Source organism: Breznakia sp. PFB1-19, from assembly GCF_029893935.1.
In the GTDB taxonomy this organism is placed as follows: Bacteria; Bacillota_I; Bacilli_A; order Erysipelotrichales; family Erysipelotrichaceae; genus Breznakia; species Breznakia blatticola.
The window spans coordinates 38,400-54,278 of the sequence record NZ_JARXXJ010000005.1 but is presented as its reverse complement, the minus strand read 5'-3'; the positions used below and the strand labels follow the sequence as shown (position 1 = coordinate 54,278).

Here is a 15,879-nt window from a genome sequence, read left to right as displayed (position 1 = left end):
TATGATATAATAGCGATAAGCGAGGTGATAATATGCTTTTAGGTGAATCATTAGAAGACTACCTAGAAACCATTATGGTTCTGTCTGAACAAAGCGATAAAGTGCGTTCGATTGACGTAGCAAAAATGATGGGTGTCTCTAAACCAAGTGTAAATAAAGCTGTTAACAACTTAAAGGATCGCGGTCTCATCACCCAAGAAGTTTACGGTGGCATCACACTTACAAAGTCTGGAAAAGAAATGGGAGCGATGATTTTTCATCGTCACACAACCATCCGAAGCTTTTTGATTGAGGTATTGAAAGTTTCAGAAGAAATAGCAGAAAAAGATGCATGTCGAATTGAACACATCATATCAAATGAAACATTCGAGAGTATTGAACGAATGATTAATGAGTATAAGAAATAGCGAGTCATACGCTATTTTTTATTTACCAAAAAAAGAGGATGTTGCCATTATCAGTTCCTGGCTTCATCCTCTTTGATTATTTCTTTGATGTTGCGGATAGTTTCACATGCCACTTTATCTGAACAGCCTGTGCAACTTCCTCCACACCCTATAATACCACTTGCTTTTCTTGCTTGGTGTTTTTTGTATTGCGTATAGACGATGAACCCCACAAAGCCAATAGCTAGTACAAGGACTACAATGTCTACAGGTTTCATAATTCTAGAACCCCAGTAGGCTTCCCACGTTGTAGATCAAGAATGAGACAATCCAAGCAATCACAACCCAATATGTCATCGTAAATACAAATAACTTACGATCATTCATTTCTGCACGTAAAGCAGCAACTGCAGCCATACATGGAATACTTAATAAGTTAAATGCCATAAATGAGATTGCAGCAAGTGGTGTAAACGTTTGCCCAATTGTTGCAATAAGAGAAGTTGTTGCTTCATCTTCTCCCAAGAATTCTTCTTCACTTTCCATTCCTGTGTAAAGAACTCCCATTGTTGAAACGACTGCTTCTTTAGCAACAAGTCCTGTTAGAATGGCAACTACTGCTTTCCATCCAGCACTTCCACTTGCAAATCCTAATGGTCTAAAGATAAATGTAATAGAATCAGCAACTACTCCTAAGATACTTGTATCTGAGTTTGCTTCCACCATCTGTAAGGAAAAATCAAAGTTTCCTAAGAACCAAAGAACAATTGTACTTGCAAGAATTACGGTTCCTGCACGTGTAATGTATCCTTTTAATTTATCCCACAAGCGTAGCATTAAGTTTTTAAAACGTGGCCAATGATAGGTTGGCATTTCCATAACAAACGGTGTTGTTTCCCCTTTAAACACAAGACGTTTAAGTAGAATTGCAGAAATCACAGCAACAAAGATTCCTAAGAAGTATATTCCAAAAGTCATAATATCTGCATGATTTGGGAATACTGCAGCTGCAAAGATTGCCCAAATTGGTGCCTTTGCCCCACAAGACATGTATGGAACTAGTAACATCGTAAGTTTTCGTTCCTTTTCACCTTCTAGTGTACGAGCACCCATAATTGCTGGCACAGAACATCCAAACCCAGTTAATAATGGTAAGAATGCTTTTCCTGATAAACCAAAGCGACGTAGAATTCGGTCCATAATAAATGCGACACGAGCCATATACCCACTATCTTCTAAGAATGATAGGAATAAGAAGATTAATAGAATTTGTGGAATAAATGATAACACACCACCAACTCCAGCAACAATCCCTTGAATAACTAATCCATATACCCATGCAGATGCACCTAGTGAATCAAGTAATCCAGTTAGTCCATCAGATATCCATTCAATTGGAATTTCAGTTAGCCCTTGAATATATACCCCAGGTGAAGCAATACCAAGTCCTAAGAAGTTTTCTGAAAACGTACAGTGGAAAATCAAAAACATAATTAATGCAAATATTGGAAGCCCCACAATACGGTTTGTTAGTACCTTATCAATTTTATCGGATGTGCTCATTTCTCCAAGCACTTTTGATTTCTTAATAGCACTACTTAATTGTTCATCAATATATCCATAACGAATATCTGCCATTAATGCTTCGTTATCTTCAGTTAATGTTGTAATTTTCTCAATTTCATTTTGTAATGATTTTACTTCATCAAACGATAAAATCTTCTCATCATTTTCTAACACTTTGCTTGCTGTAAAACATGGTTGTTTTACATTGTGTTTTGTAAATAAATCAACAAGTGAACGATATGAACTTTCTAGTTGTGATCCACTAAAAATATCAAGTGGTTCACGTTTTTTTGCTAATGCAGCAACTACATTCATCAATTCATGAATATTTTCTCCACGAAGTGCACTGATTTCAATAACAGGCACACCCAGTTTTTGTTCAATTGCTTTTGTGTTGATTTCATCTTTTGTCTTTTTTACAACATCCATCATATTTAGAGCGATAACTACAGGGATATCGGTTTCTAAGATTTGTGTTGTTAGATATAAGTTTCTTTCTAAGTTTGTTGCATCAACAATATTGATAATGGCATCTGGTTGCTCATTTACAATATAATCACGTGCAATTACTTCTTCTAATGTATAAGGAGACAAAGAATAAACACCTGGAAGGTCAATAATGTCCATCGGTGTTTTCGCTTTTTTATAAGTTCCTTCTTTTTTATCAACCGTAACTCCTGCCCAGTTACCAACTTTGGCAGTTGAACCAGTTAATTCATTAAATAGGGTTGTTTTCCCACTGTTTGGATTTCCAACTAATGCAATCTTCATATCCTACTTAACCTCGATTTCTTGAGCTTCTGCTTTACGTAATGATAATTCATATCCACGTAATGTTATTTCAATAGGGTCTCCTAATGGTGCAACTTTACGTACATAAATTTCTGTATTTGGTGTGATCCCCATATCAAATATACGACGGCGAATCGGTCCTGCTCCATTTACTTTTGTGACAGTGACTGTTTCCCCAGGTTTTACATCTTTTAAATTCATAGTATTCCTCCCACAGCTTACGCAACAAAGATCTTTCTTGCTAAACTTTTACTTAATGCAATTCTTGCATCTTTCACTTGGATGATTAAATCTCCGCCACTTTCTTGGACAACAGCGATTTCACATCCAGGAACTAAACCTAGATCACGCAAACGTTTTTCTGAACCCTCATCTAAAGAGTATTTCATCACTTTTACTGATTTTCCTAATGGTGCGATAATTAATGGCATATGTATCATCCTTTCTTATTTTTCATTGTAATGTTAGCACTGGTTAACCTCCTTGTCAATGATTTGTTAACTATTTCTAACTCAAGATAAAACTTTTTAGAACATATCAGTTGACACATACTTTTATATCGTGTATTATGTGGATAGTTAGTTATGACTAACTTGTATGTCTGGGACTCCTTTATGACAATCTTACCCAATTATTTCTTATGCGATCCTTTTAAGAAATCAAGAGACATAACTAAAAAGCATGCGGTGGCATGCTTTTTTCTATTCTGATACTTTATCTTGTAAAATCAATTCTAATTCATTACCCGCATAATCTTGAATGTATAGTTTTCCTACTACCTCAAAATCACAGTTCACGGTAATGGTGTTTGTCTCATAATCAATTTGCATATCCTTTTGTACAAGTTCATCATTTTCATAATAACGCAAACTTCCATAATTTACTTTCGATGCATTATCTTTTAATTGAATCGTATATGTAGTGTTTGCAATGGAATAGTTTTCTACATCTGGACTTTCAAAATCAAATGAGTCAATACTTACAATACGCTCATCGATTTGTTTTCCATCTAACATTAAAGTTACTGCATATTCTCCATTCTCATGAACCATTAGTGATGGACTTCCATCAACTAAGATTTCATCATATGCGTCATTTGTTGTTTTAACATGTAGTTCAAATGCATTTTTTGTCCAATCTTTAGGATATTCAATCGATTCAATTTTCGCTTGTTCGATTGCTGTAGCAGGAGCTTTTTGTTCCAACTTTACTGGTGTTGGTTCTTGTTGGTTTAAATAAAGTACACCAGCAATACCAGCAACACCAACCACCGCTGCAATTGCAGCCTTCGTCGTGAAAGCCATGGATGCCCCTTTTGCAGCAACTACAGCACTTCCTACGCCAATACTGGCATTTTGAACCACTGGCGTTTGTACACTTGCAGCCATAGTCTCATACACAATATTGAATAATGATGGAGTTAATACAAAACCAGGAATCGTTTTCGCAGAGATGCCTTGATTTTCTAAAATCGTTTTTAACTTACTTTTCATATGATACAAACGTGAATGCACCGTACCTTCTGGTATGCTTAATACTTCTGATATTTCACTTACTGATAGTTGGTCATAATAACGTAGTACACCTACCGTTCGAAGTGCAGGCTTTAGAGATTGAATACTATCATAAATCGTCTTTTGAAGTTCTTTATTTTCTATGATTTCTTTTGCATCTTTTTGCGAAATGTCTTCGAAATCTTCAACAGTCATTTCGTCACCTAAATCTACATATGGTTCTCTTTTTTGATCATAATCGTAACATACATTTACTGTGATACGTTTAATCCACGTATAAAATGCTGCGGGATTTTCTAGTTTCTGCAGATTTTTATGCACACGAATAAAAACATCTTGCACTACATCACGTGCACTATTTTCATTGTGTAAATAATTCCATGCTGTGAAATATACATTATCTACATATTCATCATAGAGTTGTTTAAATGCTTCTTGGTTCCCTTGTTTTGCTTGATCAATTATATTTACTAATTTCTCTTTATCTTTCATACACACCTTCACACATAGACCTTGCTATGTCTCTTAATTACCTTATCCATTATCTTTCATTTTCATATCATTCGTCAATTATCTCCATAGAAAAATTTGCGTATTTATATACACATATTTAAACACAAAGAACTGATCAACTTTACTTCACTGAAAGATATTTACAGATACGCTTATACATATCATCTTTTTGTGTTGTATTCATTGTTTCTTGACTCCCCCAAGTTTTCAGCACAAAATGCAATATCTCATCAGATAATTCATTTCTTGTTAATTCATTTTTTCGTCTATTTTGCACTATCTTCTTCCTATCATCGTTTTCCATAATCTCCACCCTATACATTTGAACTTATAAACACAAATAGGACGTGAATCGTCCTATTTGTTTACATCTTTATGCTTTTTTTCTTCTTCTTAACAACAAAGAAAGAATTGCGATTCCACTTAAGTACACCATTGCAATCAATGGGTTTGATGATGTTGTATCACCTGTATCTACGGATTTACTTGGATTGATAATCAATTCCTTTTCCGGAGCCTTTGAAGGATTTGATGTTCCAGGTGTTTCTGGCTTTGGATCCTCTTTGGGTGTTTCATATGTATTTGTGATTGTGTAATCGTTTGTATCATTTGTTGTTACGGTAGATGTATAGTTTTTAGGTACGTCTACTTCTTCTACTGTATATACAATTTCTTTATCTAACACTAATACGTCTAGATTATTCCATGTATATGTCCATTTGTTTGATTCACTTAAAACTACGATATCAGAGTATGTAATCTCTCCATCTTTATTCATCACTAATCGAACATTTACACTGTCTGGGCGTACTGATGCATTGTCGTTTGACCATTTCTTATCTACTGTCACATCTGTTTTTGGCATTTCAAATGTGTTTGTAATCGTGTAATCATTTGACTTATTTGTAATTACTGCATCTGTGTAGTATTGAGGAACATTGATTTCTCTTACACTATACGTAATCGTATCTGATCCTGAAAGTAAGTCTAAGTTTGTCCATGTTTTTGTCCAGTTCACACTTTCATCTAGTTCAACTGTTTCAACTACACTTTCTACTCCATTTACTGTAGCAACTAATTCTACTTCTACACTATCTGGACGAATTGCTGCATAATCATTTAGCCACTCTTTATCCACTGTAACATCTGTCTTTGGCATTTCAAATGTGTTTGTAATTGTGTAGTCATTTGACTTATTTGCAATTACTGCATCTGTGTAGTATTGAGGAACATTGATTTCTCTTACACTGTATGTAATCGTATCTGATCCTGAAAGTAAGTCTAAGTTTGTCCATGTCTTTGTCCAGTTTACACTTTCATCTAGTTCAACTGTTTCAACTACATTTTCTACTCCATTTACTGTAGCTACTAATTCAACTTCCACACTATTTGGACGAATTGCTGCATAATCATTTAACCACTCTTTATCCACTGTAACATCTGTCTTTGGCATTTCAAATGTGTTTGTGATTGTATAGTCATTTACTCCATTTACTACTACAGCATCTGTGTAGTATTGAGGAATATCGATTTCTCTTACACTGTACGTAATCGTATCTGATCCTGAAAGTAAATCTAGATTTGTCCATGTCTTTGTCCAGTTTACACTTTCATTTAGTTCAACTGTTTCAACAACACTTTCTACGCCATTTACTGTAGCGACTAATTCTATTTCCACACTATCTGGACGAATTGCTGCATAATCATTTATCCATTTCTTATCTACTGTCACATCTGTCTTTGGCATTTCAAATGTGTTTGTAATTGTGTAGTCATTTGACTTATTTGTAATTACTGCATCTGTGTAGTATTGAGGAACATTGATTTCTCTTACACTATACGTAATCGTATCTGATCCTGAAAGTAAGTCTAGATCTGTCCATGTCTTTGTCCAGTTTACATTTTCATCTAGTTCAACTGTATCAACAACACTTTCTACGCCATTTAATGTAGCGACTAATTCTATTTCCACACTATCTGGACGAATTGCTGCATAGTCATTTAGCCATTCTTTATCTACAGTTACATCTGTTTTTGGCATTTCAAATGTGTTCGTGATTGTGTAGTCATTTGCTCCATTTGTAATTACTGCATCTGTATAATGTGCAGGAACTCCAACTTCTTCTACTGTATATGTAATTTCGTCAGTTCCATCTAACATTGGTAAATCTCTCCATGTAAATGACCAGTTATTATCTTTATCTAATGTTTCAGGGATTGAACATGTTGATTGTCCATTTATCGTTGTTATTAACTGCACTTGAACACTTGATGGACGTACAGCATCATTGTCATTTATCCACAGTTTATTCACTGATACATCTGTTTTTGGCATTACAAACGTATTTGTAATCGTAAAGTCATTTGTGTCATTTTCTGTGACTTTAGATGTATAGTTTGTCGGAACTGTTTTTTCTCTTACAGTATAGACAATTTCATCAGCTCCTGATAATGCATCTAAATTTGTCCATGTATACTCCCAATTTGTATTCTTATCTAAAGTGACAGTATTTTTCACCGTGCTTGTCGTTCCCACTGTAGCAATCAATTCAACATCAATACTTGATGGTCGATTTCCTTCAACTCCACCAACCCATTCTTTATTTACACTGACACTTGTCTTAGGCATATCAAAGGTATTATTAATCGTCCAGTTATTTTTACTGTTTTCTACTACTTCAGATGTATAGTTTGTTGGAACTGTTTTCTCTCTTACAAAGTATGCAGCATCTTTTCCATTTATATAGTAGTCCAAATCTGTCCATGTATATGTCCAACCTGATGTTGCATATAACGTTACTGTGTCCACTATATTTACTTTGGTTCCATCTTTTGTATACAATTCTACTTCGATACTAGCTGGTCTATTTCCTACAACATCTTGGAACCATGCCTTATTTACAGTAAAACTAGTTTTTGGCATTACGAATGTATTTGTGATCGTAAAGTCATTTTCGCTGTTTTTTGTTACTACACCGGTATATAAACTTGTAAGATTTCTTTCTTCAACTGTGTATACAATTGTTTCGTTTCCTTCATAAACAGGTAAATCGTTCCAAGTGTGTTGCCATTTACCATTCGTATCTGAAGTTAATGTTGTCGTTTTATATTCTTCACTTTGTCCATTTACGGTTTTAATCAATACAACATCAACAGATGTAGGACGTAAAGCACTATGCGTCGCATCACCTTCCCAAACTTTTTCTACATGCACTGAAGTTTTGGGGATGTATGTATTTCGAATTGTAAAATCATTGTATGAATTTGTGATGGTTTCTGAAGTGTATCCGGCAGGTACTTCCACTTCTTTTACAGAATACGTAATTTCTTTTCCGTTTGTATCGGCCAATGGAAGTTTCGTCCATTCTGCATACCAATTATTTGTTGCACTTAAAGTTAGAGGATTATTCCCAGTAACTTTCGTTGGCTGTGAACCATCTACTGATTGATATAACTCAACTTCAATTGATGTTGGTTGTACTGTATTTCCTAAGTGTTCCCACTCTTTTAATACTTTTACCGTTGTCGTTGCTGTTCCAATTCCAGCCCCACCATGGATTAGTTTTGGTTCAAATACAATATGAGATTCATCTTCATATCCTGTTCCTTGCAATGTCCCTTTGTTTAGGTACATTCCATCTGGATGTTCTTCTGTAATACGTGTTTTGTAGCGCACATACAAACTCAATCCAGTTTGCTTTGCTTCTAGTCGATTTTCATCTGTAGCAATTGCAGAATCAGGAAGCGCAGTTGATGCTCCTCTTATTAAATCTCCAAGTTCTACAGTAAATCCTTTATTATTCGCATGAAATGTAAATCTTTCAGGAGTAGTAGAAGATGTATAGTATCCAAGCATTGTTTCTGTAGGATTATTTTTTTCATCCCAATCAATTTTTCCAATATCAACTCGTACATACGTATTTCCTTCTAATCCAGCAATCAATTCATGATTATCCATAATATCATCAACAAATACCGCATTAGGAATATCTGCTCCTGCTACATTAATTCTTGCAGTCCAGTTAATAATTGTCGGATCTTCAGCATCCTGACTTCCCCATTTAGCAAGCATTTCATTTCGATCAACCGTACTTTTCTTACCAACATTTACGGTTTGTGTTTCACCATCTTTTACAAATTGTAGTTCATATTTTGTCAATTCATCAATGACATCTCTATCCCAATATGCACCAATGTAAAAGTATCCACTACGACCTGTTTTTGCTTCAAAGTAATCATTGAAGGTAATCGTAATCGTTTTATCTGTTTTGTTGACTGTTGCGGTTCCGATTGTTGCTTCTTCATTTAAAGCATCCGTCGCTTTTAAATCAAATGTCATATTACCTACACTAAGTTCATTTGGTAGTTGAATTGTTAGTGTATCTCCACTGTTTACTTCATATGTATCAGCAAAGTTGAAATCATAACGCACAAGTAATGCATCATAATAACCAAACCACTCTTTTACGACACCGTTTAAGTCTGTCAACTGTCCACCTGTCACAAAGTCTTCCGTAGGAATTTCTTTATTAGTTGCTGCAAGTGTTTCTCCAGTGAATCCTAGCACACCAAGAAACATGCAAAAAACTAATAGTAATTTTGCAATCTTTTTCATTTTTTCTCCTTATTACACACATAATTTATTCTATTTCCATACACATATAAAAAGGCAAGAAAAAGCAATCCAGGGATATTGATGGATTGCTTTTCAACTCCAATTTTGTGTGTGTATGTGAAGTTGAAAAGGTTCCGTTGAACCTTTCACCTTCATAGACTTGAACATTATATAAAATCTTCAAAAAAATCGCAAAGAAAATTCATTTTTTTCATCGTATCTTTTATTTGTGTGTTTTTAGAGTGTTTTGACATGAAAAAAAACACCATTTTCTAGATAGATTTCCTAGTTCATGGTGTTTATAAACTATTTACATGTATAATCGAGTTGATCTTCTACTCGTTTTTTAAAACTCTTCAATGATAGATTTTCCGTTAAATAGAAATCACTATAATTACGTTCCTTAAGTTGATCTAAATTTAATTCTAACTCAATATATCCCATACGTGTTTTCCCATCATATGTACCTTCAGCACTAATCCCTTCTTTGTGGAAGGACTCAACATTTTGCTTCCAGTAATCAGCAAAATCTTTCTCACCAACTTCATCAAGAACATCATCTTCGATATATTGCTCAGACGAAAAGTGTAGATAATGGATTTTATCATCTTCATACCGAACGACAATCTTTCCTTTATCATCATCTTTTTTATATGTACAAACCATTTCTGATTCATCACTATCACATGCGACCATCATAAGACACATCGCAATAATAACTAGTAGTTTTTTCATCGCTACTCCTTATACGTTATGGTAAATAAATAACATACGATCTTTTCCGTTAAGATCTTTTAGTACTTCTTTTTTATCATTTGGGAAATATATATCAGCTTCTTTTAATAATGCATCTTTTTGGTTATAGCCAATCTCAAAAGCTAAAAAGCTTTTCTCTTTAATGACTTTATGTGCATGTTTAAAAATTTCTTTATAGAAATGCAAGCCATCACTTCCACCAAATAAAGCAACATGTGGCTCAAAATCAACGACACTATCTTCCATTTTCTCATCTTGAGGAATATAAGGAGGATTGCTAATTAAGATATCTACTTTATGGTTGCTTTCAATAAATGGTTGTAACATATCTCCAACCTTGAAAGTAACATTTGCTTCTAAGTTTTTTGCATTTTCTTTTGCCACAGCAATTGCATGTTCACTAATATCACTTGCTTGCATGTGGATATTTTTTTCTTCAAGAGCTACAGCGATTGCAATTGCTCCACTTCCACAGCCAACATCGATAGCCTCCACTTCTTGTCCAGCAAAGAATTCATCATAACTTGCTAGTACATTTGCAACCAATTCTTCAGTTTCTGGACGTGGAATAAGTACATCCTCATTTACTAAAAACTTGAATCCATAAAAATAAGAATATCCTAGAATATGATCTAATGGTTCATGTGCAAGTAGACGGTCTACTTTTTTATAATATGCATCCACAAGAGCATCATCCATTTCTTGATCGAATTCCGCATATAAATTATGCGATTCTAAATTCGCAAGTTCTAATAATAAGAATAATGGTGCTTGTTCACCAACACCTGCATCAATGCAAAGTTGTTGTGCTCTGCGTAAGGCTTCACGATACAACATTATGCGTTACCAGCAAGTTTATCCTGTTGATCTTGTTCAAGTAAGGCAACGATAATATCATCCAATTTCCCTTCCATGATACGATCCAATTGTTGAAGTGTTAAACCAATACGGTGATCAGTTACACGGTTTTGTGGATAGTTATATGTACGGATTTTCTCACTACGGTCTCCCGTACCAAGTTTACTTTTTCTTTCTGCATGACGTTCTTCTTCTTCACGACGTTTCATTTCGCTATATACTTTTGAACGAATTTGCGTTAATGCAGTTTCACGGTTCGCATGTTGACTACGACCATCTTGACATTTTACTGTAATTCCTGTTGGAATGTGGGTAATACGAACTGCGGAATCCGTTTTATTGACGTGTTGTCCTCCGGCTCCACTTGCTCGCATTGTATCGATTTCCAAATCATTTGGATTAATATCAATTTCATCTTCTTCGATTTCTGGGTCAACTAGTACTGTTGCAGTTGATGTATGTACACGCCCTTGTGTTTCAGTCTTTGGTACACGTTGTACCCTGTGACTTCCACTTTCAAACTTTAAGTGTCCATATACTTCCGCACCTTTCACCATAAAAGCGATACGGGTAAATCCACCTGCTTCACTTTCTTGCGCTTCAAGTACTTCCATTTTCCAACCTTTGCTTTCTGCATATTTTGAATACATGCGGTATAAATCACCAGCAAAGATATTTCCTTCATCTCCTCCAGCAGCTCCACGAATTTCCATAATTGCATTATTTTGATCTGCAGGATCTTTTGGAATCAATAAAATTTCTAGACGATCAAGTAATTCTTGTTTACGTGGTTGTAATTCATCTAATTCCATTTTTGCCATTTCTTTAACTTCAGGATCATGTTCTTCCATTAAAGCAGTCGCATCTTCAATTCCTTGTACGACTTTTTTATATTCTTGGTAAGTCTCTACAGCTTGTGTCATCGCAGCTTGTTCTTTTCCAAGTTTAGCCATACGACGATTATCAGCAAGCACTTCAGGACTCATCATCAATTCACTAAGTTCATTGTAGCGATCGATCATTCCATCTAAACGTTCTGTCATTGCACTCATATTGTTTTTCTCCTATATCATTTTATATTATAGCATATTGCTATCAAGACTAGAAAAAAAGCAAAGTTTCCTTTGCTTTTCTATTTAACTCCGTATTTCTTGTTAAATTTCTCGATACGTCCTTGCGCAGCAGCGAAACGTTGTCTTCCTGTGTAGAATGGGTGACAGTGTGAACAAGTATCTACTTTTAATTCTTTAGCAGTAGATCCCACAGCATATTCCGTTCCACATGTTGAACATTTAACAGTGATTTTGTGGTATTCTGGGTGAATTCCTTTTTTCATATCTTCTCTCCTTCCGCCTTAAGTTCTATGCGAACTCAAAGTAAGTTGCTATATTATATTACCACATTTTTGCTAGAATGCAATACTTAATTGTCTGAATCAATCGTTACTTTTTCAATCTTTGCACCTAAACTTTTTAGCTTACCTACAATATTTTCGTAACCACGTTCAATGTGATAAATTTCATCGATTTCAGTTGTTCCTGATGCAATTAAACCAGCAATAATTAAACTTGCTCCACAACGTAAGTCTGTTGCAGTAACACTTGTTCCTGATAATTTTGTTGGTCCGTTAATAAATGAGCTTGGTGTACGCACATCAATGTCTGCACCCATCTTATTCAACTCATGACAGTGTTTGAAACGTTCTGTATAAATCGTTTCAGTAACAACACTTTGTCCATCACATTGTGTTAAAAGGGTTGTCAGTGGTTGTTGCATATCTGTTGCAAACCCTGGATATGGTGCAGTCTTAATATCAACAGGTTTAAGTACTTCATTACGTCCTTTGACTAAAATTGAATCCACGTTAACTTCCATGTTTACACCGATATCATCCAACTTAGAAATAAGTCCTTCTAAGTGTTGGGGAATTACGTTTTCAATTGTAATGTCATTTCCTGCAGTTGCAGCTAATGTTAAGTATGTAGCTGCTTCAATGCGGTCTGGAATAATTTCATGGAAACATCCATGTAGTGTGTCAACTCCTGTAATTGTAATCACATTGGTTCCCATTCCACGGATTTGTGCACCCATCTTATTTAATAAGGTTGCAATATCAATAATTTCTGGTTCTTTTGCGGCATTCTCAATCGTTGTTTTTCCTTTTGCGAATACTGCAGCACACATAATATTGATTGTTGCTCCTACACTTGAAACATCAAGGAAGATTTTATCTCCAATAAGTTCATCTGCTTCAATAATGTAGCTTCCACCTTCATAGTTTACTTTTGCCCCAAGCGTTTCAAATCCTTTTAAATGCAAATCGATAGGACGAGGACCTAAATAACATCCTCCTGGCATTTTAATTTCGACACGTTTATATTTTGCAAGTAAAACTCCCATGAAGTAATACGATGCACGTAATTTTGTCACCGTATCGCTATTCATTGGTTTATTTTCCATATTTGAAGGATCAATGATTAAATGATTTCCATTTTCTCCTTTAATAAGAACATTGACACCAAGTTCTTCTAATAATATTTTTAGTGATTTAACATCACTTATATTTGGAACACCTACAATTGTCACTGGTTCATCTGCTAAAATCGCTGCTGGAATCAGTGCAACCGTTGCATTTTTTGAGCCTGATATTTTTACATGACCAGTTAAGTTATGGCCACCTTCAATTCGAATAATTTCTTTCATTTATACATTCAACTCCTTAGTCGCCCTACCATTATAATTCATTTTATATAAATTGGGAAGCAATAAGAAAAAAACAACAAATCCGTAGATCTGTTGTTAGATTTTTATCCGATGCGAATGAATACAGGTCCTGAACCCATGTATGCACTAGCAATTACTGTACTTCCCATGTATCCACCGTGAACAGCTTGTCCATTTCCAATGTAAACAGCGATATGTGGTACTCCAGCTCCAGCGTTATCGTAGTAAATTAAGTCACCTGGTTGTGCTTCACTAGCTGATACAATCGTTCCTAAACTCATGTATTCTGCTGGCCAACCGTGGAAGTAAATCCCTACTGCTGCAAGTGCGTTTGATGCAAGTGCTGTACAGTCTTGTGCAACACCAAGTTGAGCAAGTGCAGCTGATGCAATTGCGCTTCCCCCAGCATATGAAGGTGCACTTTGTGCAATTTCAGAAGCACGGTTGTAATCACCGCTTGCAATTGCTGCTTGACGTTCTTCTTCTAATTCAGCTTCACGTCTAGCTTCTGCAGCTTCTTCATCTTCAGTTACTGTTGCAACTAATTTTGATTCTGTTTTATTTCCGTGTGTATCTACAGCAGTATATGTAAATGTGTAATCTCCATCGATGTAAAGATCTTCATCATTTGCATCAATTGATCCAGTTACTGTGTAGTTTACTGTTTCATCATAGTTGTCATACACTCTAGCAACATATTCCTTAGGATCAAAGTTGTCTGTATCTAATACATCAACATGTGTTGTCGTAAGTGCAATTGTTGGTGCTTGTGTATCAACCATATCTACATCAAATGTGTACGTACGTGCTACATTTGCATTTTTTAAATCTGTATCTTTATCTGAAGCAACTTCAATACCTTGTAAATCTGTTGCATATACTTCTTTAGGTTCAACTTTTACTTCAATTTGTGTTTCTTTTAACTCTCTTGCTTGTGGCTTGTTGATATCAACAATAAAGTTACCAATTTCGTAAGTTGATTTTGTTGGTTCAACTGTAATTGGTTTTACACCATATACAGTTTCGTTTTCATCAGCAACGATATCTTTTACCATATCTAAGATTGCTGAATCATCACCGTAGTTTACGCTAACTACTTTGTTGTTGTAAGCAGTTGCTTCTGTTGGTTTTGCTAATACTTCTGCATTTACTTTCACACGACTGAATCCTGTTACAGTAAATGTTAATGCGAATACAACTGCTGCTGTAGCTGTTGTTCCTACAAAGTGTTTGAAGTTAAAGTGTACATGTTCTTGAAATAACGATTTTACTTTCGCAATTTCTGTACCACTTAAGCGATTGAACTTTGTTGCCATGTTTTTAGCAAATGCAACAAATGTTGGAATCCCTTCTTCTTTTATATATGTGATCCCAAGTTTTAAATTCTCAAGACCCTTGTTTTCTAATTCTTTAATCTTAATAAGTGTTTTCTGTAAATCCATTGAGTCACCTCTCGTTTTCGTCTTTGTAATAATAACATAAGGCAACCTAAAAATAAGCGTATCCCAAAGTTTCACAAATTTATCTAAAAGCCCATGAATAAAGGGTTTTTGACACATTCAAAGAAAAAATATTAGTTATATAACATAAAGTAATTAGGAAATAAACACGATTTCCGGGCATTTTTAGTGAAATTCGTATGATTTCCTGTTTCGTATATATAAATTAGGTAGTATATGATATAGCATCTTGTCTTATTTTATATAAATCCACAAAAAAATGGTGAGTATTTCACCATTTGCTTATCTTTCTTTTTGTACAAGGGCATCACGTATTTGTTCGAGTAATACCACTTCATCACTTTTTGTAACTACTGCTTCTTCTTTCTTTTGGAAACGTCCGATAATACGAATCACTACAAAGATACAGAATGCAATGATTAAAAAGTTAATAACATTTTGAATAAATGCTCCATAATTTAATAATACGGGTTCTCCTCCACGTTCACCGATTTTAAGTGATGCAGCTGCAAGTTCACTTGAATCTGTTAACAATGCAATGAATGGCATGATCAAATCATTAACGATGGAATTGATAATGGTACTAAAAGCACCCCCAATAACAACCCCAACAGCCATATCAATCATATTTCCACGCATCGCAAACGCTTTAAAATCTTTTAGAAAATTTCTCATATACAATTCTCTCCTATCTA

General features: G+C 34.9%; 15 protein-coding genes. 1 reads left to right on the top strand and 14 read right to left on the bottom strand.

Going from position 1 to position 15,879, the window contains the following annotated elements; genetic code table 11:
* Window positions 1-32: 32 nt before the first annotated feature.
* Complete coding sequence (locus M2098_RS03910; protein ID WP_134169411.1) at window positions 33-407, top strand: metal-dependent transcriptional regulator; 375 nt, start codon at window positions 33-35, stop codon at window positions 405-407.
* A 50-nt stretch (window positions 408-457) separates the two neighbouring features.
* Here the strand turns inward: M2098_RS03910 and M2098_RS03905 are convergent, their stop codons facing one another.
* From M2098_RS03905 to mscL, 14 genes are all read right to left on the bottom strand, one after another.
* Entirely contained in the window at window positions 458-664 is a 207-nt protein-coding gene (locus M2098_RS03905; protein WP_280685234.1) for a FeoB-associated Cys-rich membrane protein, read from the bottom strand.
* Between the two features lie 4 nt (window positions 665-668).
* Window positions 669-2,723, bottom strand: coding sequence for a ferrous iron transport protein B (feoB, locus tag M2098_RS03900; RefSeq protein WP_280682712.1), 2,055 nt, complete (start codon window positions 2,721-2,723; stop codon window positions 669-671).
* Between the two features lie 3 nt (window positions 2,724-2,726).
* The gene (locus M2098_RS03895; protein ID WP_134169405.1) at window positions 2,727-2,945 is read right to left on the bottom strand and encodes a ferrous iron transport protein A; all 219 of its coding nucleotides are present in this window, start codon (window positions 2,943-2,945) and stop codon (window positions 2,727-2,729) included.
* 17 nt (window positions 2,946-2,962) lie between these two features.
* Window positions 2,963-3,175, bottom strand: coding sequence for a FeoA family protein (locus M2098_RS03890; RefSeq protein WP_280682709.1), 213 nt, complete (start codon window positions 3,173-3,175; stop codon window positions 2,963-2,965).
* A 270-nt stretch (window positions 3,176-3,445) separates the two neighbouring features.
* Entirely contained in the window at window positions 3,446-4,750 is a 1,305-nt protein-coding gene (locus tag M2098_RS03885) for a sigma-70 family RNA polymerase sigma factor (protein WP_280682707.1), read from the bottom strand.
* A gap of 142 nt (window positions 4,751-4,892) precedes the next feature.
* Complete coding sequence (locus M2098_RS03880; RefSeq protein WP_280682705.1) at window positions 4,893-5,075, bottom strand: hypothetical protein; 183 nt, start codon at window positions 5,073-5,075, stop codon at window positions 4,893-4,895.
* A gap of 69 nt (window positions 5,076-5,144) precedes the next feature.
* Complete coding sequence (locus M2098_RS03875) at window positions 5,145-9,386, bottom strand: Cna B-type domain-containing protein (RefSeq protein WP_280682703.1); 4,242 nt, start codon at window positions 9,384-9,386, stop codon at window positions 5,145-5,147.
* A 306-nt stretch (window positions 9,387-9,692) separates the two neighbouring features.
* Window positions 9,693-10,121: a hypothetical protein gene (locus M2098_RS03870; protein ID WP_134169395.1), complete on the bottom strand. Its 429-nt coding sequence runs from the start codon at window positions 10,119-10,121 to the stop codon at window positions 9,693-9,695.
* Between the two features lie 9 nt (window positions 10,122-10,130).
* Window positions 10,131-10,979: a peptide chain release factor N(5)-glutamine methyltransferase gene (prmC, locus tag M2098_RS03865; RefSeq protein ID WP_280682699.1), complete on the bottom strand. Its 849-nt coding sequence runs from the start codon at window positions 10,977-10,979 to the stop codon at window positions 10,131-10,133.
* Complete coding sequence (prfA, locus tag M2098_RS03860) at window positions 10,979-12,052, bottom strand: peptide chain release factor 1 (protein WP_134169391.1); 1,074 nt, start codon at window positions 12,050-12,052, stop codon at window positions 10,979-10,981. The genes prmC and prfA overlap by 1 nt, the downstream gene beginning before the upstream one ends.
* A gap of 80 nt (window positions 12,053-12,132) precedes the next feature.
* Window positions 12,133-12,336, bottom strand: a complete 204-nt coding sequence (rpmE, locus tag M2098_RS03855; protein ID WP_067422584.1) for a 50S ribosomal protein L31 — start codon at window positions 12,334-12,336, stop codon at window positions 12,133-12,135.
* An 86-nt stretch (window positions 12,337-12,422) separates the two neighbouring features.
* The gene (locus M2098_RS03850; RefSeq protein WP_280682694.1) at window positions 12,423-13,703 is read right to left on the bottom strand and encodes a UDP-N-acetylglucosamine 1-carboxyvinyltransferase; all 1,281 of its coding nucleotides are present in this window, start codon (window positions 13,701-13,703) and stop codon (window positions 12,423-12,425) included.
* A gap of 104 nt (window positions 13,704-13,807) precedes the next feature.
* On the bottom strand, window positions 13,808-15,166 hold the full coding sequence (locus tag M2098_RS03845) for an NlpC/P60 family protein (RefSeq protein ID WP_280682692.1): 1,359 nt from the start codon (window positions 15,164-15,166) through the stop codon (window positions 13,808-13,810).
* A 300-nt stretch (window positions 15,167-15,466) separates the two neighbouring features.
* Window positions 15,467-15,859, bottom strand: coding sequence for a large conductance mechanosensitive channel protein MscL (mscL, locus tag M2098_RS03840; RefSeq protein WP_280682690.1), 393 nt, complete (start codon window positions 15,857-15,859; stop codon window positions 15,467-15,469).
* Window positions 15,860-15,879 lie beyond the last annotated feature (20 nt).